Origin of the sequence: Vibrio proteolyticus NBRC 13287, assembly GCF_000467125.1 — a bacterium.
GTDB lineage: Bacteria > Pseudomonadota > Gammaproteobacteria > Enterobacterales > Vibrionaceae > Vibrio > Vibrio proteolyticus.
On sequence record NZ_BATJ01000018.1, the window covers coordinates 113,851 to 133,894 of the forward strand.

19 protein-coding genes are annotated in these 20,044 nt (G+C 51.7%); 11 read left to right on the forward strand and 8 right to left on the reverse strand.

Going from position 1 to position 20,044, the window contains the following annotated elements; all coding sequences use genetic code 11:
- Nucleotides 1–43 precede the first annotated feature (43 nt).
- The 4 genes from VPR01S_RS17325 to rlmM are packed head-to-tail and all read left to right on the forward strand — an operon-like array spanning nt 44 to nt 3,047.
- The gene (locus VPR01S_RS17325) at nt 44–952 is read left to right on the forward strand and encodes a transcriptional regulator GcvA (RefSeq protein WP_021706669.1); all 909 of its coding nucleotides are present in this window, start codon (nt 44–46) and stop codon (nt 950–952) included.
- Nucleotides 945–1,571 (forward strand): alpha/beta fold hydrolase, encoded by a 627-nt coding sequence (locus VPR01S_RS17330; protein WP_021706670.1) that lies wholly within the window; start codon nt 945–947, stop codon nt 1,569–1,571. The genes VPR01S_RS17325 and VPR01S_RS17330 overlap by 8 nt, the downstream gene beginning before the upstream one ends.
- Entirely contained in the window at nt 1,561–1,959 is a 399-nt protein-coding gene (locus tag VPR01S_RS17335; protein ID WP_021706671.1) for a DUF423 domain-containing protein, read from the forward strand. Before VPR01S_RS17330 ends, VPR01S_RS17335 begins: the two co-directional genes overlap by 11 nt.
- Nucleotides 1,956–3,047 (forward strand): 23S rRNA (cytidine(2498)-2'-O)-methyltransferase RlmM, encoded by a 1,092-nt coding sequence (gene rlmM / locus VPR01S_RS17340; protein ID WP_021706672.1) that lies wholly within the window; start codon nt 1,956–1,958, stop codon nt 3,045–3,047. Before VPR01S_RS17335 ends, rlmM begins: the two co-directional genes overlap by 4 nt.
- Nucleotides 3,048–3,109: 62 nt before the next feature.
- Here the strand turns inward: rlmM and xni are convergent, their stop codons facing one another.
- The 5 genes from xni to queF all read right to left on the reverse strand — a co-directional run bounded on the left by xni (nt 3,110) and on the right by queF (nt 10,357).
- Nucleotides 3,110–3,895 carry a flap endonuclease Xni gene (gene xni / locus VPR01S_RS17345; protein WP_021706673.1) on the reverse strand — a complete coding sequence of 262 codons (786 nt, stop codon included), beginning with the start codon at nt 3,893–3,895 and terminating at the stop codon, nt 3,110–3,112.
- Nucleotides 3,896–3,977: 82 nt separating this feature from the next.
- Nucleotides 3,978–5,339, reverse strand: coding sequence for a nucleotide 5'-monophosphate nucleosidase PpnN (gene ppnN, locus VPR01S_RS17350; RefSeq protein ID WP_021706674.1), 1,362 nt, complete (start codon nt 5,337–5,339; stop codon nt 3,978–3,980).
- 211 nt (nt 5,340–5,550) lie between these two features.
- Nucleotides 5,551–7,116 carry a GGDEF domain-containing protein gene (locus tag VPR01S_RS17355; protein ID WP_021706675.1) on the reverse strand — a complete coding sequence of 522 codons (1,566 nt, stop codon included), beginning with the start codon at nt 7,114–7,116 and terminating at the stop codon, nt 5,551–5,553.
- A gap of 112 nt (nt 7,117–7,228) precedes the next feature.
- Nucleotides 7,229–9,499, reverse strand: coding sequence for a tetratricopeptide repeat protein (locus VPR01S_RS17360; protein ID WP_021706676.1), 2,271 nt, complete (start codon nt 9,497–9,499; stop codon nt 7,229–7,231).
- A gap of 12 nt (nt 9,500–9,511) precedes the next feature.
- Nucleotides 9,512–10,357 (reverse strand): NADPH-dependent 7-cyano-7-deazaguanine reductase QueF, encoded by an 846-nt coding sequence (gene queF / locus VPR01S_RS17365; protein ID WP_021706677.1) that lies wholly within the window; start codon nt 10,355–10,357, stop codon nt 9,512–9,514.
- A gap of 110 nt (nt 10,358–10,467) precedes the next feature.
- Between queF and syd the strand changes: the two genes are divergently transcribed.
- Nucleotides 10,468–11,013 (forward strand): SecY-interacting protein, encoded by a 546-nt coding sequence (gene syd / locus VPR01S_RS17370; RefSeq protein WP_021706678.1) that lies wholly within the window; start codon nt 10,468–10,470, stop codon nt 11,011–11,013.
- A gap of 3 nt (nt 11,014–11,016) precedes the next feature.
- A complete protein-coding gene (locus VPR01S_RS17375) occupies nt 11,017–11,793 on the forward strand; it encodes a Zn-ribbon-containing protein (RefSeq protein ID WP_021706679.1) in 777 nt (258 codons plus the stop codon).
- A 66-nt stretch (nt 11,794–11,859) separates the two neighbouring features.
- Here the strand turns inward: VPR01S_RS17375 and VPR01S_RS17380 are convergent, their stop codons facing one another.
- Genes VPR01S_RS17380 through metN form a run of 3 tightly spaced genes read right to left on the reverse strand, consistent with a single transcriptional unit; the run spans nt 11,860 to nt 14,408 of the window.
- Complete coding sequence (locus tag VPR01S_RS17380; RefSeq protein WP_021706680.1) at nt 11,860–12,669, reverse strand: MetQ/NlpA family lipoprotein; 810 nt, start codon at nt 12,667–12,669, stop codon at nt 11,860–11,862.
- Between the two features lie 37 nt (nt 12,670–12,706).
- Complete coding sequence (locus tag VPR01S_RS17385; protein WP_021706681.1) at nt 12,707–13,384, reverse strand: methionine ABC transporter permease; 678 nt, start codon at nt 13,382–13,384, stop codon at nt 12,707–12,709.
- A complete protein-coding gene (metN, locus tag VPR01S_RS17390) occupies nt 13,374–14,408 on the reverse strand; it encodes a methionine ABC transporter ATP-binding protein MetN (protein ID WP_021706682.1) in 1,035 nt (344 codons plus the stop codon). Before metN ends, VPR01S_RS17385 begins: the two co-directional genes overlap by 11 nt.
- A 214-nt stretch (nt 14,409–14,622) precedes the next feature.
- On the opposite strand from metN, the gene gmhB reads away from it, so the two are divergent.
- The 5 genes from gmhB to treC all read left to right on the forward strand — a co-directional run bounded on the left by gmhB (nt 14,623) and on the right by treC (nt 19,933).
- Nucleotides 14,623–15,174, forward strand: a complete 552-nt coding sequence (gene gmhB / locus VPR01S_RS17395) for a D-glycero-beta-D-manno-heptose 1,7-bisphosphate 7-phosphatase (RefSeq protein WP_021706683.1) — start codon at nt 14,623–14,625, stop codon at nt 15,172–15,174.
- 44 nt (nt 15,175–15,218) lie between these two features.
- On the forward strand, nt 15,219–15,569 hold the full coding sequence (locus tag VPR01S_RS17400) for an MliC family protein (protein WP_021706684.1): 351 nt from the start codon (nt 15,219–15,221) through the stop codon (nt 15,567–15,569).
- Between the two features lie 50 nt (nt 15,570–15,619).
- Entirely contained in the window at nt 15,620–16,564 is a 945-nt protein-coding gene (gene treR, locus VPR01S_RS17405) for a trehalose operon repressor TreR (protein WP_021706685.1), read from the forward strand.
- 184 nt (nt 16,565–16,748) lie between these two features.
- A complete protein-coding gene (gene treB / locus VPR01S_RS17410) occupies nt 16,749–18,173 on the forward strand; it encodes a PTS trehalose transporter subunit IIBC (protein ID WP_040903020.1) in 1,425 nt (474 codons plus the stop codon).
- A 68-nt stretch (nt 18,174–18,241) separates the two neighbouring features.
- Nucleotides 18,242–19,933 (forward strand): alpha,alpha-phosphotrehalase, encoded by a 1,692-nt coding sequence (gene treC, locus VPR01S_RS17415; RefSeq protein ID WP_021706687.1) that lies wholly within the window; start codon nt 18,242–18,244, stop codon nt 19,931–19,933.
- Nucleotides 19,934–20,044: the final 111 nt, after the last annotated feature.

A 20,044-nucleotide genomic window follows, 5' to 3' on the forward strand; every position in this document is an offset into this window, starting at 1 on the left:
TGTTTCAGATTAAAAAAACTAATCCAAACTATAGAGTTTACCCATGTCCAGAAGATTGCCACCTCTCAACTCGCTGAAAGTGTTCGAAGCGGCTGCTCGTCACCTCAGTTTTACTCGTGCTGCGGAGGAGTTATTCGTAACTCAGGCTGCCGTTAGTCATCAAATCAAAGCGTTAGAAGAATTCCTTGGCCTAAAGTTGTTTCGTCGTCGCAACCGTTCGTTGCTGTTGACGGAAGAGGGACAGAGCTATTTTCTCGACATCAAAGATATTTTCACTTCACTGGCAGAAGCCACAGATAAAGTACTGGAACGCAGTGAGAAGGGGGCTCTGACCATCAGCTTGCCGCCAAGTTTTGCGATTCAGTGGCTGGTGCCGCGTCTGGCTGATTTTAATCAACAGGAGCCGGACATAGACGTGCGGATCAAAGCGGTAGACATGGATGAAGGCTCATTGACGGACGACGTCGACGTGGCGATTTACTATGGCCGGGGCAACTGGCCGGGGTTGCGTGCCGATAAATTGTATCAGGAATACCTGATCCCACTGTGTTCGCCATCCCTGTTGCTCGGAAGTAAACCATTAGAATCACTAAGTGATCTCAGCAAGCATACCTTACTGCATGATACGTCACGTAAAGACTGGAAACAGTTTGCCAAACAGAACGGGCTCGACAGCGTGAATGTGAATCACGGTCCGATTTTCAGCCACTCGACTATGGTGCTTCAAGCGGCGGCTCACGGTCAGGGCGTGGCGCTGGGCAACAACGTGCTGGCTCAGCCGGAGCTGGAAGCCGGTCGTTTGATCGCGCCGTTTGATGAAGTACTGGTGACCAAAAATGCGTTTTATGTGGTCTGTCATGAGAAACAGGCGGACATGGGACGCATTGCCACCTTCCGTGACTGGATGCTCGCCAAAGCACAGAGCGAACAAGAGGAATTGCTGGATGACTGACACACGCATTAACGGCTTGCCGCAGCAGCCGCGGTTTATTTTTGCTCATGGCGCGGGGGCAGATATGGATCATGCTTTTATGGAGCAGGTGGCAGAGGGGTTGGCTGAGCAGGGGATTCGGGTGATCCGCTTTAATTTCCCATACATGGTAAAGCGGGCCGAAGATGGCAAAAAGCGTCCGCCGGATCGTGCGCCTAAGCTTCTGGATGCGTTTCGTCAGGTCATCAGCGAGCAGGTACAGGGACAGCCCGTAGTGATTGGTGGTAAGTCAATGGGAGGGCGAATGGCCAGCCTGTTGGCTGAGGAAGCGCTGGTGGCGGGAGTCGCTTGTCTGGGCTACCCTTTTCATCCTCCGGGCAAGCCGGAAAAATACAAAGGAGAGCACCTGGCCTCACTCAGCAAACCGTGTCTGATTTTGCAAGGCGAGCGCGATACCTTTGGTCTGCGGGAGGAACTGAGCGAATTCAGTTTGTCTGATTCTGTGCGTGTCACTTTTCTGCCAGATGGCGATCACAGCTTTACACCACGCAAGCGCTCCGGTTTTACAGAAAGTGGCAATATTGCAGCAGCAGTGGCGGCGCTGAGTCAGTTTATTTTGGAGGTGTATGATGCGCAGTAAGTGGTTACTCACGGTAGGCGGTGTCTTGGCCGGCATTGCCGTTGGCTTAGGCGCTCTGGCAGCGCATGGACTGAAGACCGTCTTGTCTCCTTATCTGGTTGGTGTATTTGAGACCGGTGTTCAGTATCAGTTTCTTCATGCCGTAGCGGTGCTCGTTTGTGCGCTGCTGCTGATGCTGTCACTGAGCGACAAAGCACAAAAATATTTTTTTGCGGCGGCGATTTGCTTTATCATCGGCATCTTTTGTTTCAGCGGCAGTCTCTATGCACTGGCCCTGACTGGCATTAAGTGGTTTGGTCCGGTGACCCCTCTGGGTGGCGTGACGTTTATGCTAGGCTGGGGGCTGTTCGTTTACGCAGCACTACAGATCAAAGAGGACAACAAGTGAAACATCTGATGCTTTATTGCCGCGCAGGCTTTGAAAAAGAGTGCGCCGGTGAAATCCAGGATAAAGCGACGCGGCTGGAAGTGTTCGGTTTTCCGCGTGTACAGCCTCATTCCGGTTATGTGCTGTTTGAATGCTATCAGGACGGGGATGCCGATAAACTGGCGAAGTTGATTGACTTCAAAACGCTGATTTTTGCCCGCCAGATGTTTGCCGTGGCGGCACAATTTGAAGCGCTGCCGAGTGAGGATCGCATTTCGCCAATCCTCGACACCCTGGCTGACATCGATGGTTTACCACGCTGTGGTGAATTGAGAATTGAAACGCCGGACACCAACGAAGCCAAAGAGCTACTCAAGTTTTGTCGTAAATTTACGGTGCCTATGCGTCAGGCGCTGCGCGGTAAAGGGATTCTGTTGAACAAAGAGAATCCGAAAAAGCCGGTGCTGCACATCTGTTTTGTGGCTCCGGGTCACTGCTATGTTGGCTATTCGGTCACTGACAATAATTCTCCGTTCTTTATGGGGATTCCGCGTCTGAAATTTCCAGCCGATGCGCCAAGCCGTTCGACTCTGAAACTGGAAGAAGCGTTTCACGTATTCATTCCCCGAGCAGAGTGGGAAGAGCGTTTGGCTCCGGGAATGTGGGCGGTTGATCTGGGAGCGTGCCCGGGTGGCTGGACGTATCAGTTGGTCAAGCGCTCAATGTTCGTCCACGCCGTCGACAACGGCATGATGGCCGACAGCCTGATGGAAACCGGTCAGGTGAAGCACCATCAGGAAGATGGCTTCAAATTTGAACCAGCGCGTAAAAACGTCACCTGGTTGGTGTGCGATATGGTGGAAAAACCTTCTCGCGTGGCGCAGTTGATGGGAGAGTGGATCATCAGTGGCTGGGCCAAAGAGGCGATCTTTAATCTTAAGCTGCCAATGAAAGGTCGCTATGAGGAAGTCTCGGAAGACATTGAAAACCTCAAACAGTTCTTAATTGAGAATGGCGTGAAGTTCCGTATGCAGGCCAAGCACCTGTATCACGACCGGGAAGAGATCACCATTCACCTTCAGTGTCTGTCCAACATCTCACCGCATTAAAAAAGTGTACGGTCAAAAAACGCAAACTTTCGGTTTGCGTTTTTTTTATCGATGAAGGCGGTTTACGCTTTGGTTGAGACTGGTGGTGTGTAGCGGATATCCTGCAGATTGAACCCCAGCTCAATGTCCGTTTTGAGCGCCGCCACCTGACGACACTTTCTTGCCATCTCAATGTGTTGATCGAATTTTTTGCGATATTTAGGCGCCAGCTCATCAGAGGCGTATGCGGTTTCAATGTCGCTGAACTGGGTCAGGATTTCTTTTGCTGCTTTCGGGCCGATGCCCGCAATTCCCGGAACCTGACTGGAGCTGATCCCGGTTAATCCCCAGTAGTCGGCCAATTGCGCCGGTTTTACCCCAAATTCTTTGGCGATAAAGGGTTCATCCAGCCAGCGGTGCTGGAAGTAGTCACGGATTTGCAGAGTCGGAGACAGCAACTGGCAGTAGCCTTTGTCGGTGGAAATGATGGTGACGGTTTCTCCGTGGCTGGCTACTTTGACCGCCAACGTTGCTACCAGATCATCGGCCTCATCCCCGTCTGACAGCAAAGAATCGATTCCCAGTTCCCACCAGGCTTGTTGAATCGCGTCCAGTCCATGCTGCAACGGCTCTGGCATCGGTTTGCGGTTGGCTTTGTAGTCCGGCAGTATTTGCGCGCGCCAGCCTCGATCCTGAAGGTGATGGTCGAATACCGCGATAATATGGGTCGGTTGGGCTTCGCCGATGATGCGATGCAGTGTCCGGCTGGTGGTTTCTATGGTTCTTGCGATGTCATTGGGATCCGGTTGTGCTGAGTGAACCCGGCGAATGAGGTTGAGAGCGTCGATGATCACAAGATGGATAGACATAGAATTCCTGAGGTTTGAATAAAAAATAAGGGCGTTACGCCCTTATTGTAATGATTCATAACCGGATTACCAGAAACGACACTTAGCTGGTGGCAATGCGATAGCACGGCACGTAAGCGCTGCCGCCCGGCAGTTTCATTCGATCCTGTTCGACAAAATCGCGCAGCAGTCGGTCCATCTTACGCATCAGATCGGCATCGCCGTCAATGATGAACGGACCATGGCGCTCGATTTCGTGAATTCCTTCCGCTTTCACGTTACCCGCTACGATGCCAGAGAATGCCTGACGTAGTGCGGCAGCAAGGTTTTCCGGACGTTGATTCATGTGCAGATCCAGCCCCGCCATGCTTTCGTGGGTCGGTTCAAACGGCAGCTGGAACTCTGGCTCTATTTTCAACGACCAGTTGAAACTGTAGGCGTCACCATTGGTTTTGCGGTGCTCACGGACCTTCGGCATTGCCTGTTTCATGATACGCGCCACTTTGGCCGGATCGTCGACAACGATCTGGTAATGTCGCTGGGCGTCTTCTCCCAGCGTATCGGCAATGAATTTATCGATCGAGCGGAAATACGCTTCGCTTTCTTTCGGGCCAGTCAGAACGATAGGCATTGGCTGTTCGCGGTTTTCCGGGTGCATCATGATGCCGAGAATGTACAACAGTTCTTCCGCTGTACCTGGGCCTCCCGGGAAGATCACGATGCCGTGTGCCATGCGCACAAACGCTTCGAGGCGTTTTTCAATGTCCGGCATGATCACCAGTTCATTGACGATCGGGTTTGGTGGTTCTGCCGCGATGATCGACGGCTCGGTCAGCCCGAGGTAACGCTGCTCTTTGTAGCGCTGTTTGGCGTGACCGATTGCGGCTCCTTTCATCGGACCTTCCATCGCGCCCGGGCCACAGCCAGTGCAGATGTTCAGTTCACGCAGGCCGAGTTCGTTGCCAACTTCACGGGTGTACTGATATTCGACGGGATTGATCGAGTGACCACCCCAGCACACCACCAGATTGGGCTCAATGCCCGGGATCAGCGTACCGGCGTTACGCAAAATACCAAACACCAGGTTGGTAATGTGCGTGGCATTGGTCAGATTAAGGCGCTGGTTGTCTGCCAGGTGCATGTTGACGTACACGATGTCACGCAGCACGGAGAACAGGTGCTCTTGGATCCCTTTGATGATTTCACCGTCGACAAACGCGTGTTCTGGCGGGTTATTGAGTTCAAGTTTGATGCCGCGTTCACGGCGCAGCACACTGACGTCAAATGACTTGTATTTATCGAGCAGCTCTTTGGAGTTATCTGTATGGCTACCGGAGTTCAGTACCGCAAGGGTACAGTTTCGATATAACTGGTACAGTTCACTGGAAGCCGTATTCTTAAGACGCTCAACTTCAAGTTGAGAAAGCAGGTCCATGCTGCCGGCCGGGCTGATATGAGTGATCATACATACCTCCTTAGTTTGAGGGAGCGATCCCCATAGTTATACGTGTTAGCAAAACTCAGGGAGTACTGGTTAGCTTAGCACAGGAAAATAGTGTTAACTATTTGAAAACACTATATCAATTCTCTAAGAACAGCCAGAGACGTCTAAGTTAGACCAGAGCGAGGTGTGATTTACTGCACGGAATGTGTCCGATTGGCGATGTTTTGTACTGTCATTTCCATATAAGTTGATTGGGTCCAGTGGCTTTGGCGTGTTGCAGGCCAAGGTTGAGGCGTTCCAGCACCTCTTCCGGTGTGTCGGGCTCTTTGAACTCTGTGCAGATGATCGACAGCGTGATGGTGATGTTCTGAGCGCGGAATTTAAATGGTAACTGCTTGATCTGTTTCTGGATATTCTGCAGCAACTGGTAGCTGTCGTTGTGGTGGCGTTCCGGTAGCAGAATAATGAACTCTTCGCCGGAGAAACGCGCCACCGTGTCGGTATCGCCGATCTCCTTTTGAATAGTACGGGCGATGATTTTCAGCGCTTTGTCGCCGGCGCTGTAACCGAAGCTGTTGTTGATTGATTTAAACTCATCAATATCGAGCAGCGCGACGCGGAGCGGATGCTGGTTGCGAATCCAACGGCGATACTCCAATTCAAGCCGATCGCCGAACGCGGTGCGATTGTATGTTTTCGTCAATGGATCCAGCAGCATACGCTGGGCCTGGTCCTCCATACGGCGGCGATAATCCTGGGTCAGGTCAAATAGGGCCTCAAGCTGATGTTTACTGTAGGCCATGCGTTCGATCAGCGCCTGCTCCCGTTGCTCGGCATGGTTCAGGCGTTCCGTCAGTGCGCCAATCTGGCTCAGCACGGGGGCGAGATGGCTACGCAAGGTATCCAGACTGGTGGCTTTATCAAGCATTTGGGCACTTTGACCAGCCAGACCATTCAACTCCTCGTTCATCTCCTGACGTTGCGCAAGGTAGCTTTTGCTCTGTTCAACGTTCTGGCTGGAGCTTTTGAGCGTTGTTGCCAGAGAGGTGTTGACCTGTTCGAGAAATTGCTCAGAGGTTTTACGCTCAAATTTGGTGCCTTCAATCACCAGCTTGAGGGTTTGCAGGGTTAATTCCAGCAGGGTATGAGAGCCAACCCCAAGCAGCAGTTTAGAGCGAATATCGTTGAGCAGTTCGCCCGATTCACCTTCAAAATCGAGTTCAGTGATGACATTCTGCAACTCTTCGGATAAGCGGTTGAGCAATTCTTTGTCGGCGCTGTTGTCCAGCTCTCCGATCACGGCATCTGGATTGGTTGCCATGATTTTGACCGAGCGTTCATACAAGGCCAGCAGCTTCATGGCCTGTTCTGCTTTGGAGTTCTCTACACCGCCGGAGTAGCTGAGTAAATCGCGCAGGTCACGTTTGACCTTTGCGGGCAAACCTGTGATCCGCAGCAACGTTTCGCCACTGTGGTGAATTTGGGAATCGAGTTGAGAAGTCTGTTTGTCCATCGCCAACGTTTGCTTTGTCAGCATACGCTCGAGCACCGCCAAACGGGGGATCAGCGCGCTGATATCCTGTTGTTGTTCCAAAGACTGACGTAATTCACTCAGCGCCTGTTGCAGTCGTTCATCTTCGCAGCAACAGGCGAGGCTGAGCGAACACAACATACGCTTCAGAACGTTTTGTTCTCGTTTGAATTTGAACGAAGTATCGCGTTGTGTCAAACGGACTTGTTCAAGCTGATTTTTCAGCTCATACAGCTGTGACTGAATATCTTGTTCGAGAACACCCATGTAACACTCAAACTTTACGACAAAAGATCAATGTCGATCTTATTTACTAATTTATTGATAATATCAAATAAAAAGTGGTAGTCACTGAGTTAAATGCGCGTTAGTCGAGCTTTTATTCATCTTTTAACAGTTTTTTGATACTGTCCTCATTCTGGTAGGACGAATGGACTTTGATCAGCCCCTGACTGAGCGAATGTTTGCAGGCTTTACGGATATTTCCGGTCGCGAGGCTGGCGGCTGGCGCGTTCTCTATCGCTTTGAGGTAGACCCACTGACTGGAATGTTCTTTCATGCTCAATGTGCGAGCTGCACTGGTCGACATCAACAGGATGTCCAGCAACTCTTTATCATTGATGGCGGTGTAGGCGCGCGGCAGGAACGGATAGTCGGCCATGCCAACTCGTACGATGCGGTTGATGTTGAGGTCGGGTTTAAACTCTTTTACCCACTGTTGCACTTTGTTGAACAGCGTTTCCGGTGACTGGTCTTCGTCGGAGGCCGCTTCTATGTAGAGCAGATTGGCGTCAGAGAAGTGGTACACCCTGGCTGGATCGTCAATTTTACTACGCAGAAACTCACCGAATGACTGCTCAAGCTTGAGGCCTTCACTGTAGCCGTGTTGCAGGTACATGTTGCGCAGGAACGGCACGTCAATCATGACAAATTTCAGCCGGTCGTTAAGCGGTTCGTGGATCAGCTCACCAATCCGCCAGCGTTCAAAGGTATGGCTGCTGGCTTGCAGGGATGCCGGCAGGTTCGCACTCAGCATGCGCAGGTTGCGCAGACCCGAACGGGAGTGGGTGAACAGATCCTCATTGAGTGTATCGATCTCTTCTTTCTGGCGCTGCATCACATAGCCCCGGCGCAGCACAAACAGGAACAGAATGGTGCAGGCGACAAACAGGGTAAAGGCGATTTTCTGGAACTTATGGTACTCAGTGCGGACCTGCTCCAGCTCTTCTTGTTGCCCCACCAGGTGCAGGGTCTGTTCAACAAACTCTTTCTGTTGACGGAACGCGTCTTCGCTGATCAGATTGAGTTTCTCCTGTTGAACATTATTGAGCGCCATAAAGTGCTTGAGATTTTCCAGTGCTTTGTCGTATTGGCGAATCTGCTCATACCCAAGGTAAAGCATCCGGTATGCGTTCTTTTCCAGATCGATATTGTGAATGCCCAGTGCGATCTTCAGTGCTTTGTCGGCGTCACGAACCACTTGATGCTCGGTGGCCTGATGATAGGCCAGGCCGGCATTCAGCAGCAGTGCCCGGGCTTTCAGTGCCGGAATATTCTGATATTCGAGCAGCTTTTCGGCCTGATTGAGGTACTGTTCGGTCAGCGTGTAGTTGTACAACTGCAGATAAGTACCTGCGAGGGCGATGCGGATCTCAATCAGCTTGGCAATGTTGCGGTTGTTTTTTTCGTGATCCATGACGTTGAAATAATGCACCAGAGCCAGATTGTATTTGCCTTGCTGGTAGTAAATATCGCCCATGGTTTTAAGCACATCTGCCAAGACCGGGGAATCTTCGTAGCTGTCGTAAAAATCGGCGGCCTGGGAGAGGTGGTCAAGCGCTTTGTCCAGCACGCGGCGCTCATAAAACAGCTGAGCCAGCAGACGGTTCACATACGCCAGTTGGATACTGGAGTTGTCTTCGATGGCACGCCAGTAGCTCAGTAACAGCTCAGACAGCGCGCGGTTGTAGTATTTATGTCGTAACCAGTGTTCGCCGACGGCAATGTGGTAATTGATGATCCGGCTCGAAGACTTACTCTGGTCGATGTAGCTTTTCAGTGACTGATAAATTTGATTGGCGGCATCAATTTCACCGTCTTCTGAAGCAATTTGTGCCCGCAGCATTTGCAGTTTGTAGTTGATTCCTCGGGCGAGATGCTCCGGATTTTTGATGTTCTTATAGCTCTTTTCTACTGCCTGCAGGCGGGCGCTAGCATCATTGGCATTGTGATCGATTTGCCACAGCAATTGTGTTTTGAGAATTTGCACTTCCAGGCTGAGGTAGGGCAGGCGGTAGACGCGGGACAGCTCTTCTGCCTGAGTCAGGGCTTGCAACGCCGCCGGCTGATCGCCGAGGTTAAATTCGGCCTTGGCCAGAATGTTGAGTGCGTCAATCGAGGCACCCGGTGTGCGGATACGGCTGTCGGTTTCGTCCCGGGAAATCGAGGACGGCGTTTTTTCTGCTTTGTCCGCCAGGCGGCGCTGAGTGAGGTAATTGGTTGCGAGGTTTTTGGCCTGCTTCGGCACAATATCGACTAGGTTATTGGCTTCATTGAGCATCGGTGATGAGTAAATCGTTGACGCGGTTGCCCAACCAGAAAACATCACCAATACGATGCACAATAGACGCGTCCAGCGCAGAATTCCCATTACCTCAGTTCCTTATTGACGAGCCATTCGATGGTTGTGGGCCGGTGTGGCCTGTTCCGTTGAGCGGAATGGGTTGATGTCCAGTCCACCGCGACGGGTATAGCGGGCGTACACCGTGAGCGAGTCTGGCTGGCAGAAATTCATGATGTCGGTAAAAATACGTTCGACACACTGCTCATGAAACTCATTGTGCTCCCGGAAAGACACAATATAACGCAGTAGCGCCTCACGGTCGATTTGCTTGCCTTGGTAGCGAATTTCGACACTGCCCCAGTCCGGCTGATTGGTAATCAAACAGTTGGATTTCAGCAGGTGGCTGTGCAGGGTTTCTGACACCTGCTCACCCGTCGCAGCGTCTTTAAGCAGCGTTTCATCAAAGTCGTAACCCGAGATCGTGATGTCTTGTTCATCAATACATTCGCCGCCCATCGTCACTATCGGTTGATTCGTAAACGCCGTGACCGGATGTAGGGTGACGCTGACGGCTTCCCCTGCGCAGGCAGACAGATCCTGTGCCAGACGAGCTTGAACCTGTTGCCAGTCGGGAAAATGAGTCTGGTTGTAACTGTTCAGGTAGAGCTTGAATGATTTAGATTCAATCAGATTAGGGCTGGTGGCAGGTAAGGCGACTTCACCGACGGCAACCTGCGGCAGGCCTTTGTCATTCAGCCATGACAATTCATACAATGTCCAGATGTCGCACCCCTGGAACGGCAAGGGGGCTTCTAGGTTTAGATCGTTGCGGTTAAGGCTACGCGGTACTGGCTGCAGCAATGACGGATCGTATTGACTGGCGTACTCGGTTTTCTGACCCAGTGTCAGTCCAGCCAGCTCTTTGGCATTGGAATATTTGCTCATACTTTCAGATGAATTCGATTAGAATAATAGAGAATTTTACGCAATCCGGCTGTGACTGTCATTAAGTATGCCTGTCCTCAGCCCCCACAATGCAAAATAGGGAGTTGTTCATGACAGAGAAAGCCGCTCAAGCACTGTTTTCATTTAGTCAGAGGTATCTCGACGCTTATCAACAAGCGTATGCTCAGTTACCGGTTAGTGAAGCGCTGGCCGATCTGGTGTCACCGTGCGTGGCCGGGAAGCACGAGAACGGCGTGCTATGGCAACCGTGTCGCCGTGAAGTGGCCGCGGACTTCTCCAATGTGGAGCAGGCAATTGAGCTGACACTGCATGACGATATCAAAGCGTTTTACGGTTCTCAGTACAGTGCTGATATGGATGCATTGTGGCACAGTAATGAACTGACGCTCCTTCAGGTGTGGAGTGATGAGGACTTCACTCGCTTGCAGGAAAATATTCTGGGCCATTTGGTCACGCAGCGCCGCCTCAAGCTGAAGCCAACGGTCTTCATTGCGGCGACTGATGCTGAGCTGGATGTTATCTCGATCTGTAACCTCAGTGGCAACGTGGTTCTGGAACGTTTGGGCACCGATAAACGTGATGTGTTGGCCGAGAGCCTGAGCGAGTTTCTGATTCAGCTAGAGCCAGCGGTGTAATTGATGTTTGTTGTAGAGTTACAGTTTGAGTGTTTCGACAACACCACCGTATCAGCGGTCGACAAAGCCGTTAATGGTTTGATGGATGCCTTGCGTTACAACGGCCAGGTATTGGGACGTGAATTTCCAATGGTCATCGGCGATGGCGAGTTTTACGTGCGGGCAGTGTGCCCGGAACAAGACAGCCTGCACCCTAAACACCACTCTGATTTTGTCCGGGTGTGCCTTGAGCGTTTGTCTGAAGCTTGTTTGTTAGCGCCGAAAGTGCGTTTACTCGGGCGCGATCTGAATTCAGAGGAATCCGCCGAGGCCACAACGCCCAGTTGGCAGTTGCTGTACACCACGTATGTGCATACCTGTTCACCACTGCGAAGTGGTGACAGCCTGTTGCCAATTCCGCTGTACCGTAATCCGCCGACGCTGAACGGTGACCACAAAGCAGTGATTAAATGGCAGACCGAGTGGCAGGCGTGTGACGAACTGCAGATGGCTGGTGCGTGCCGGGCTGAACACGCCGCATTGCACGAAATTTGCGATGTCGACAGCGTTTTGTTCCGTCGTGGTTGGGACTTACGTGGGCGGATTGAATACCTGACTCACATTCCGACTTACTACTACCAGTACCGGGTGGGAGGCAGCAGTCTGGCGCAAGAGCAGGCGCGTCGGTGTCCGAAATGTGGTGGTGACTGGTTGTTGGAAGAGCCACTCCACGACATTTTCCATTTTAAGTGCGATGAGTGCCGGATTGTTTCTAACCTGTCGTGGGACCATGTTAAATAAGCTTGGCCGGTCGAAAAGCAAAGAGCCCGCATTATGCGGGCTCTGGTTTTTCTGGGTGAATCTGGCTTACCAGCCTTTCACCACTCCGCCCTGGAAGATTTCAGACGCTGCGTTGTACACGTCGTCAGTCTGGTAAGATTGAACGAACTGTTTCACGTTTTCTGCGTTGACGTTGTCTTCACGCGCGACAATCAGGTTGACGTAAGGCGACTCTTTGTCTTCAACAAACACACCGTCTTTTTGTGGCGTCAGATTGATTGAGCTGGCGTAGGTGGTGTTGATGATCGACAGGGCCACATCGTCCAGAGAGCGTGGTAGCTGCGCCGCATCCAGTTCGACAATTTGAATGTTCTTCGGATTTTCTACGATGTCACGAACCGTGGCCAGCAGCCCCGCACCTTCACGAAGTTTGATCAGGCCTTGTTGCTCGAGTAGCAGCAGTGAGCGACCCAGGTTAGTAGGATCGTTCGGTACAGCGATGCGCGCACCGTCCTGGATGTCGTCGACAGATTTCACTTGCTTCGAGTAGCCCGCGATAGGGTAAACAAAGGTGTTGCCAGCGATTGCCAGCTTGTAACCACGATCGGTGATTTGCTGATCCAGATACGGTTTGTGTTGGAACGCATTGACGTCAACGGAACCGTCATCCAGTGCGGCATTAGGCGTGACGTAATCGGTAAATGTCACCAGTTCTACGTCCAGGCCGTATTTTTCTTTTGCCACTTTCGCCGCCACTTCCGCGACCTGAGCTTCCGCACCAGCCATGACACCGACTTTGATTTTACTGGTGTCGGCCTGTTTGTCACCACAGCCAGAAAGAATCAGAGCAGAGGCAGCAGCTGCGATGGCAAGTACACCTTTAAGATTAAATTTCATTGACTATCTCCTTGTTATAAATCGAATCTTTTTGAATTTATCTGTGATCAACGCGGCGCACGATATGGTCACCAATTGACTGAATAATCTGAACCAGAACGATCAGCATCACGACAGTGACCGCCATGATCACCACATCGTAACGGTGGAAACCGTAGCGAATTGCGACATCGCCGAGACCGCCGCCACCCACGGTACCTGCCATAGCAGAATAGCTGACCAGAGTGACTAATGTGATGGTGACAGAATTGACGATGGTTGGCAGCGCCTCTGGCAGCAGCACTTTGTTGATGATCTGCAGTGGCGTCGCCCCCATGGATTGCGCGGCCTCTACCAAGCCGGTCGGCACTTCCAGCAGCGCGCCTTCAATCAGGCGGGCCACAAAAGGAATGGCGCCGATGGTCAGTGGAACGATTGCGGCGGTGGTGCCGATAAAGGTGCCGACCAGCAGTTTGGTGACCGGAATGATCGCGACCATCAGGACCAAAAAAGGCACCGAACGGCCGACGTTAACGATCGCACCCAATACTTTATTCAGGGTTGGGTTTTCCAGCAGGCCGCCTTTTTTGCTGGTGTGCAAAATCACGCCAAGCGGAATGCCAACCGCAAAACCGACGATGCCGGCAACTGCCACCATGTACAGGGTTTCCCAGGTTGCACCCAGTAACAAATCGCCATTGAGGCTCAGCCAGTCAGAGAGTGTTTTAAAGGACATAACCCAGTACCTCAACTTTTACATTGTGTTCACGCAGATAGTCGATCGCGGCGTTGTCGTCGCTTTCGTTACCAAACAGTTCCGCCACCATCATGCCGAATTTTACACCACCAGCGTAATCCAGATCAGAGCTTAGGATACTGACGTCAATATTAAACTTACGTGATATCTGCGACATGAGCGGCGCATCAACAGTGGCGCCGGTGAACTCCAGTCGTACCAGAGGGTAGCTGCCTTCAACACGTTGAGATTGCAGGCGTGCCTGATAATCGTCCGGGATCGACAGATCCAGTGTTGAACGGATGAATTCATGCGCCAGCTCGGTTTTCGGATGGGCAAAAATTTCCCCCACGGTGCCTTTTTCAACCAGTTCGCCATCCCCGATGATCGCTACCTCGTGACAGATGCTCTTCACGACGTCCATCTCGTGGGTGATCAGCAAAATGGTGATATTGAGCTTGCGGTTAATTTCTTTGAGCAGTTCCAGAATAGACTGGGTGGTGGCCGGATCCAGTGCGCTGGTGGCTTCGTCACACAGCAGAACCTTAGGGTCGCTCGCCAGAGCCCGGGCGATCGCGACACGCTGTTTTTGACCGCCACTGAGGTTGGATGGGTAGCTGTCGCGTTTATCGGCCAGGCCGACCAATTTCAGTAATTCACTGACTTTACGCTCAATGTGCGTGTTGTCCGCTCCCGCCAGCTCAAGCGGCAGCGCGACATTATCGAATACGCTGCGCGATGACAGCAGGTTAAAGTGCTGGAAAATCATGCCGATGTTACGTCGGGCTTCACTCAGTTGCGATTTGGACAGTTGGGTCAGATCCACCCCATCCACGACCACAGAGCCCGATGTTGGCTCTTCGAGCATGTTTACACAGCGGATCAAGGTACTTTTGCCGGCCCCTGATGAACCGATGACACCGAAAATGGTCCCCTGGGCAATGTGGAGATTGATGTCTTTCAGAGCCAGAATTTCCTTACTGCCCTGATAGAAGACTTTGTTGACTTGGTTAATCTCAATCATGTTCCAACCTGTGCGTTATCGCAGCATATTATTTTGACTTGAATCTCAATGACCAGTCGATGCTATGGGTTTCGTTGGTTTAAGTCAATAGATATTTTTACGTCTAGACGTCTAAATGGTTATCCGCCTTTATAGCCCGAATAATTAGAGGATGATGAAAGAAATAAAGCGTGCAATAATTGATAACTATTGAAAGTTGAAAGAGAAATACATTGTGGCGAAACCTGCAGTCTTTTTGGATCGTGATGGTGTGATTAACGTTGATCACGGTTACGTTCATGATGAACATGATTTTGAGTTCATTGAGGGCGTGTTTGAAGCCGCCAGGGCGCTTCAGCAGATGGGGTATCAGCTGGTGCTGGTGACCAACCAGTCCGGTATCGCCCGCGGTAAATTCAGCGAAGAGCGCTTTTTGTCACTGACCCAGTGGATGGATTGGAACTTTGCTGACAACGGTGTGGAGTTCGACGGCATTTACTACTGCCCACACCATCCGGAACACGGACAGGGTAAATACAAAGAAGATTGCGACTGCCGCAAGCCTAAGCCGGGGATGTTTATCTCGGCGCGTGATTTTCTCAACATCGATATGGCGAACTCCGTTATGGTAGGCGACAAAGCCGAAGACCTGATGGCGGCGGACGCAGCGGGCGTGGGCACCAAAGTGTTAGTGCGCACCGGAAAACCTGTAACTGAGCAGGGAGAAGCGTTGGCTGATGTCGTTCTGGACAGTATCCGTGACGTTCCGGGTTATCTGACAAAATAGTCTAAGGTTTCGGTAAGACCCTTATATTTCTGGAGAACAATAATATGAACAAAACTCTGATTGCTGCAGCGGCCAGCGTTGTGCTGTTTGGATGTGCTCAATCGGGCAATACGTTGTCTCAGGCTGGTGAAAACTTCCTGCATTACAGCTGTGATGCAAAGATGGCTTTTGACGCGGACTATTCGCAACAAGACAAAGCAACGGTGCGGGTTGACGGCCAGGATTATGCCTTGACGCAAGTCCCCGCTGGCTCAGGCATCCGGTACATCCTAGCCAATGAGCAGGGTGAAGGCATGGATGTGGATCTGCATGCCAAAGGTGACGGTGCCCGCCTGCAAGTTGGTGACACTTTTTTCCGCAACTGTGTGACCGAAGACTTCCCACAACAGCAATAATGCCCGGCGGGCCGTCCGGCCCGCTTCTCTCCTGATTTAGTTTCTGCCTTATGAGTAAAAAGCTGACCATTCTCGATATTGCCCAACTGGCCGGCGTCGGTAAATCCACGGTGTCGCGTGTGCTGACCAATGACCCTAAAGTCAAGCCGGAAACCCGGCAGAAAGTGGAGCAGGTGATTGCGGCGCACGGGTACGTGCCATCGAAATCGGCGCAGTCGATGCGTGGTGGCAGCCAGAAAGTGGTCGGGGTGATCATTTCCCGCCTAGAGTCACCGTCAGAAAATAAAGCCGTCGGTAGCATGCTGCAAGCACTGTATGCGGAAGGCTATGACGCTGTCATCATGGAAAGTCAGTTCGATCGCCACAAAACCAATGAGCACCTCAGTGTGCTGAAAAAGCGCAATGTCGATGGCGTGATCGTGTTCGGCTTTGCGGATATGGACACCGCCCCGTTGAGCCTATGGCAGGAAAAAGCCGTGGTGATTGCGATGAATACCGATCTGGTCTCGTCAATCAACTATGACAATCACGGAGTGATTATGGCGGCACTGGAACACCTCCGAGCCAAAGGGTTGCAACACATTGCCTTTATTGGGGTGGAAGCCAGCGATCTGACCACCGGTCAGCAGAGACTCAGTGCGTATCTGGAGTGGAGTCAGGCCCACGATATGACGCCTGCATATCAAACTGGTCAGCTGGATCACCACAGTGCCTATCAGCTGGTGGATCACGTGCTCAACGCTCAAACCCAAGCCATCGTCTGCGCCAGTGACACGCTGGCATTGGGGGTGATTAAACGTCTGCAAGAGCTCGAACGTGAAGACGTGATGGTCACCGGGGTCGGGGGCAGCCCACTGCTGGCGTTTCTGTTTCCTAACGTGTACAGCATAGATCCTGGGTATGCTCAGGCTGGTGAAAAAGCCGCTAAGCTGTTGATCTCTCACATCAATGGTCAATCCGAGTTGGCTCACATTACCCAATCGCCACTCCTGTAATGACTGTCTGCTAAGCTATTCTTTACTAAGTGTTTTAAAAATATCCTGTGATCTCATTCAATTTATGGGACTGTTCCCATTTTGTTTTGACATGGGTTTCGGCAATATATTGAAATAGAAGTGGGAACATTCCCATTAATAATAACGATACGATATCTGAACATGAAATAGGGTGGACAAGGTTATGAGTAAGATAGCGAAACAAGACGTTGCGCGTCTTATCGAGTTAGTCGGCGGAGGCGAAAACATTGCCAGTGTCAGCCACTGCCTGACTCGCTTGCGATTTGTACTGAACGATACCGACAAAGCGGATAAACAAGGACTGGAAACGCTGAGTCTGGTGAAAGGCTGCTTCACTAACGCGGGTCAGTTTCAGGTTGTGATCGGCACCAATGTGGATGAAGTGTACGCGATTCTGATTGAGCTGACCGGGCAGAAAGCGGCGTCGAAAGATGACGCCAAACTGGCTGCGCGGCAGAACATGAACGTCATTGAACGGGGTATCTCTCACCTGGCGGAGATCTTTGTTCCGCTGCTACCGGCGATCATCACGGGTGGTTTGATCCTGGGTTTTCGTAACGTCATCGGTGACATCAAAATGTTCGATGGCCAGACGCTGACCGAGATCAGTCAGTTCTGGGCTACAGTGCACTCCTTCTTATGGTTGATTGGTGAAGCGATCTTCTTCTTCCTGCCGGTTGGCGTGTGTTGGTCGACGGTGAGAAAACTGGGCGGTACGCCGATTCTGGGTATTACGCTCGGGGTGACGTTGGTGTCGCCACAATTAATGAACGCGTACCTGATCGGTAAACAAATGCCGGAGGTGTGGGATTTCGGCTTGTTCGCCATCGAGAAAGTCGGCTATCAGGCTCAGGTGATTCCGGCCATGTTGGCGGGGATAGCGCTGGCCTTTATAGAAACCAATCTCAAGCGCATTGTACCGTCCTACCTTTACCTGGTGGTGGTGCCTTTTGTGTCCATCATTATTTCTGTGGTGTTGGCGCACGCACTGATTGGCCCGTTCGGTCGTCTGTTGGGTGACGGCGTGGCGTTTGCTGCCAAAGCGGCCATGACCGGTGACTTTGCCATTATCGGCTCAACCGTGTTTGGCTTTTTATACGCCCCGTTGGTGATCACAGGAATTCACCACACCACCAACGCCGTTGACTTGCAATTGATGCAGGATCTCGGCGGAACACCTATCTGGCCTTTGATTGCGTTGTCAAACATTGCGCAAGCATCGGCAGTGGTCGGCATTATTCTGATCAGCAAAAAGCATGGGGAACGTGATATTTCGGTGCCGGCTGCCATTTCAGCCTATCTGGGGGTGACGGAGCCTGCGATGTACGGGATTAACCTCAAATACAAGTTTCCGATGCTGTGCGCGATGATCGGCAGTGCGTTGGCCGCCGCCATCTGTGGCAGCGCGGGGGTGATGGCGAATGGTATCGGCGTTGGTGGTTTGCCGGGCATTCTTTCTATCCAGCCTCAGTTCTGGGGCGTCTTCCTGCTTGCGATGGGCGTTGCTATTGTGGTGCCGATTGTATTGACACTGGTGTTCTATAAACGAGCGCAAGCCAAAGGCGAGCTGGAAACAGCCAGTGCCTAAGTGAGTTTTTGGAGTGGCCCGTTGGCCACTCCATTGTTTTTTGATTTCAGGTAAGTGAGAACACGTAGATGACGTTGACCAACCCCCAAACCGACTGGTGGAAAACTGCCACGGTTTACCAGATCTATCCCAAGAGTTTTTGTGACAGTGGTCATAAAGGTACCGGAGACATACAGGGCATCATTTCCAAGCTGGATTATCTAAAAATGCTCGGCATTGACGCCATTTGGTTGACCCCGGTCTATCAGTCGCCCATGGTCGATAATGGCTACGACATCTCGGACTACTACGCCATTAACCCGGAATTTGGCACCATGGCCGATTTTGACCAGTTGCTGCAAGAAGCGCATCAGCGTGGCATTCGCCTTATTATGGATATTGTGGTTAACCACACCTCAACCGCACATCACTGGTTTCAGTCCGCATTGGGAGACAAGAACAGCCCGTACCGTGACTATTACGTGTGGAAAGATCCGGTGAATGGCGGAGTACCCAACAACTGGCAATCTAAATTCGGCGGCAGTGCCTGGGCGCTGGACGAGCAAACCGAGCAATACTATCTGCATTTGTTTGCTACCGAGCAGGCCGATCTCAACTGGGAGAATCCAGTGGTGCGCCGGGAAGTGAAAGACATCATCAGCTTTTGGGCCGAAAAAGGCGTCGACGGTTTCCGTTTGGATGTGATCAATCTGATCTCTAAGCAACAGGATTTTCCGAATGATGACCAGGGGGACGGACGGCGCTTCTACACCGATGGCCCGCGCGTGCATGAATACTTGCAGGAAATCAGTGAAGCGGTATTCCAGAAGTACGGCAGTGTCACGGTGGGAGAGATGTCCTCCACCACCTTGGAGCATTGCCAGCGTTACTCCTCTCTGGATGGCAAAGAGTTATCCATGGTATTCAACTTCCATCACCTGAAAGTCGATTATCCAAACGGTGAAAAATGGACACAGGCGCCGTTCGACTTTCTCCAGTTGAAACAGATTTTCAATCACTGGCAGAGTGGGCTGAACGGGAAGGGGTGGGGTGCGCTGTTCTGGTGTAACCACGACCAACCTCGTGTGGTCAGTCGCTTGGGAAATGATGGCCGATACCGGGTCGAGTCGGCCAAGATGTTGGCGGCGTCTGTTCACATGATGCAAGGGACGCCGTACGTCTATCAGGGCGAGGAGATCGGCATGACCAACCCGGGCTATGAACGTATCGAACAATACCGCGATGTTGAGAGTACCAATATGTATGACATTATGGTCAACCAGCACGGCGTGCCTCACGCCAAGATGATGGCCATTCTGGCGCAGAAATCACGTGACAATTCGCGTACCCCGATGCAATGGCATGCCGGAGATTATGCGGGCTTCTCACAGGTTGCGCCATGGTTGGATGTGGCGAGCAATTATCAGCACATCAATGCAGAGCAAGCCGTCCAGGACCCCAACTCGGTGTTCTATTTTTATCAGCGGCTGATTGAGCTGCGTAAACGGGTCGCGGTGATCACCGATGGCGATTACACCGATTTGCTTCCAGAACATCCGGCGATCTTTGCCTACCGGCGCTGTAACTCGCAGCAGACTTTGATCTGTTTGAACAACTATTATGCGGAAGAAACCGAATGCGTGCTACCGGAGGGGAGCGATGTGTCGTCTGCCCGTTATCTGCTAGGTAATTATGCCGACCTAGAGGCGCAAACCGTCCATGCACACCAAGTGTTGCGTCCTTATGAGACGCGAGTGATCCTGATTGAGTCACCCCTATAGGATTCAGTCATGTTCAGCCCCGCTTGCGGGGCTTTTTTATGGCGATGATGGGGGGGGGGTGAATGCATATGAGCAGAAATGAAAAAAGCCAGCTCGATGAGCTGGCTTTTC

Excerpts from the sequence above, each read along its gene's own strand:
- VPR01S_RS17325 (WP_021706669.1), top strand. The coding sequence starts at position 44 with ATGTCCAGAAGATTGCCACCTCTCAACTCGCTGAAAGTGTTCGAAGCG.
- VPR01S_RS17330 (WP_021706670.1), top strand. The coding sequence starts at position 945 with ATGACTGACACACGCATTAACGGCTTGCCGCAGCAGCCGCGGTTTATT.
- VPR01S_RS17335 (WP_021706671.1), top strand. The coding sequence starts at position 1,561 with ATGCGCAGTAAGTGGTTACTCACGGTAGGCGGTGTCTTGGCCGGCATT.
- xni (WP_021706673.1), bottom strand. The coding sequence starts at position 3,895 with ATGTCTATCCATCTTGTGATCATCGACGCTCTCAACCTCATTCGCCGG.
- ppnN (WP_021706674.1), bottom strand. The coding sequence starts at position 5,339 with ATGATCACTCATATCAGCCCGGCCGGCAGCATGGACCTGCTTTCTCAA.
- VPR01S_RS17355 (WP_021706675.1), bottom strand. The coding sequence starts at position 7,116 with ATGGGTGTTCTCGAACAAGATATTCAGTCACAGCTGTATGAGCTGAAA.
- VPR01S_RS17360 (WP_021706676.1), bottom strand. The coding sequence starts at position 9,499 with ATGGGAATTCTGCGCTGGACGCGTCTATTGTGCATCGTATTGGTGATG.
- queF (WP_021706677.1), bottom strand. The coding sequence starts at position 10,357 with ATGAGCAAATATTCCAATGCCAAAGAGCTGGCTGGACTGACACTGGGT.
- syd (WP_021706678.1), top strand. The coding sequence starts at position 10,468 with ATGACAGAGAAAGCCGCTCAAGCACTGTTTTCATTTAGTCAGAGGTAT.
- VPR01S_RS17375 (WP_021706679.1), top strand. The coding sequence starts at position 11,017 with ATGTTTGTTGTAGAGTTACAGTTTGAGTGTTTCGACAACACCACCGTA.
- VPR01S_RS17380 (WP_021706680.1), bottom strand. The coding sequence starts at position 12,669 with ATGAAATTTAATCTTAAAGGTGTACTTGCCATCGCAGCTGCTGCCTCT.
- VPR01S_RS17385 (WP_021706681.1), bottom strand. The coding sequence starts at position 13,384 with ATGTCCTTTAAAACACTCTCTGACTGGCTGAGCCTCAATGGCGATTTG.
- metN (WP_021706682.1), bottom strand. The coding sequence starts at position 14,408 with ATGATTGAGATTAACCAAGTCAACAAAGTCTTCTATCAGGGCAGTAAG.
- VPR01S_RS17400 (WP_021706684.1), top strand. The coding sequence starts at position 15,219 with ATGAACAAAACTCTGATTGCTGCAGCGGCCAGCGTTGTGCTGTTTGGA.
- treR (WP_021706685.1), top strand. The coding sequence starts at position 15,620 with ATGAGTAAAAAGCTGACCATTCTCGATATTGCCCAACTGGCCGGCGTC.
- treB (WP_040903020.1), top strand. The coding sequence starts at position 16,749 with ATGAGTAAGATAGCGAAACAAGACGTTGCGCGTCTTATCGAGTTAGTC.
- treC (WP_021706687.1), top strand. The coding sequence starts at position 18,242 with ATGACGTTGACCAACCCCCAAACCGACTGGTGGAAAACTGCCACGGTT.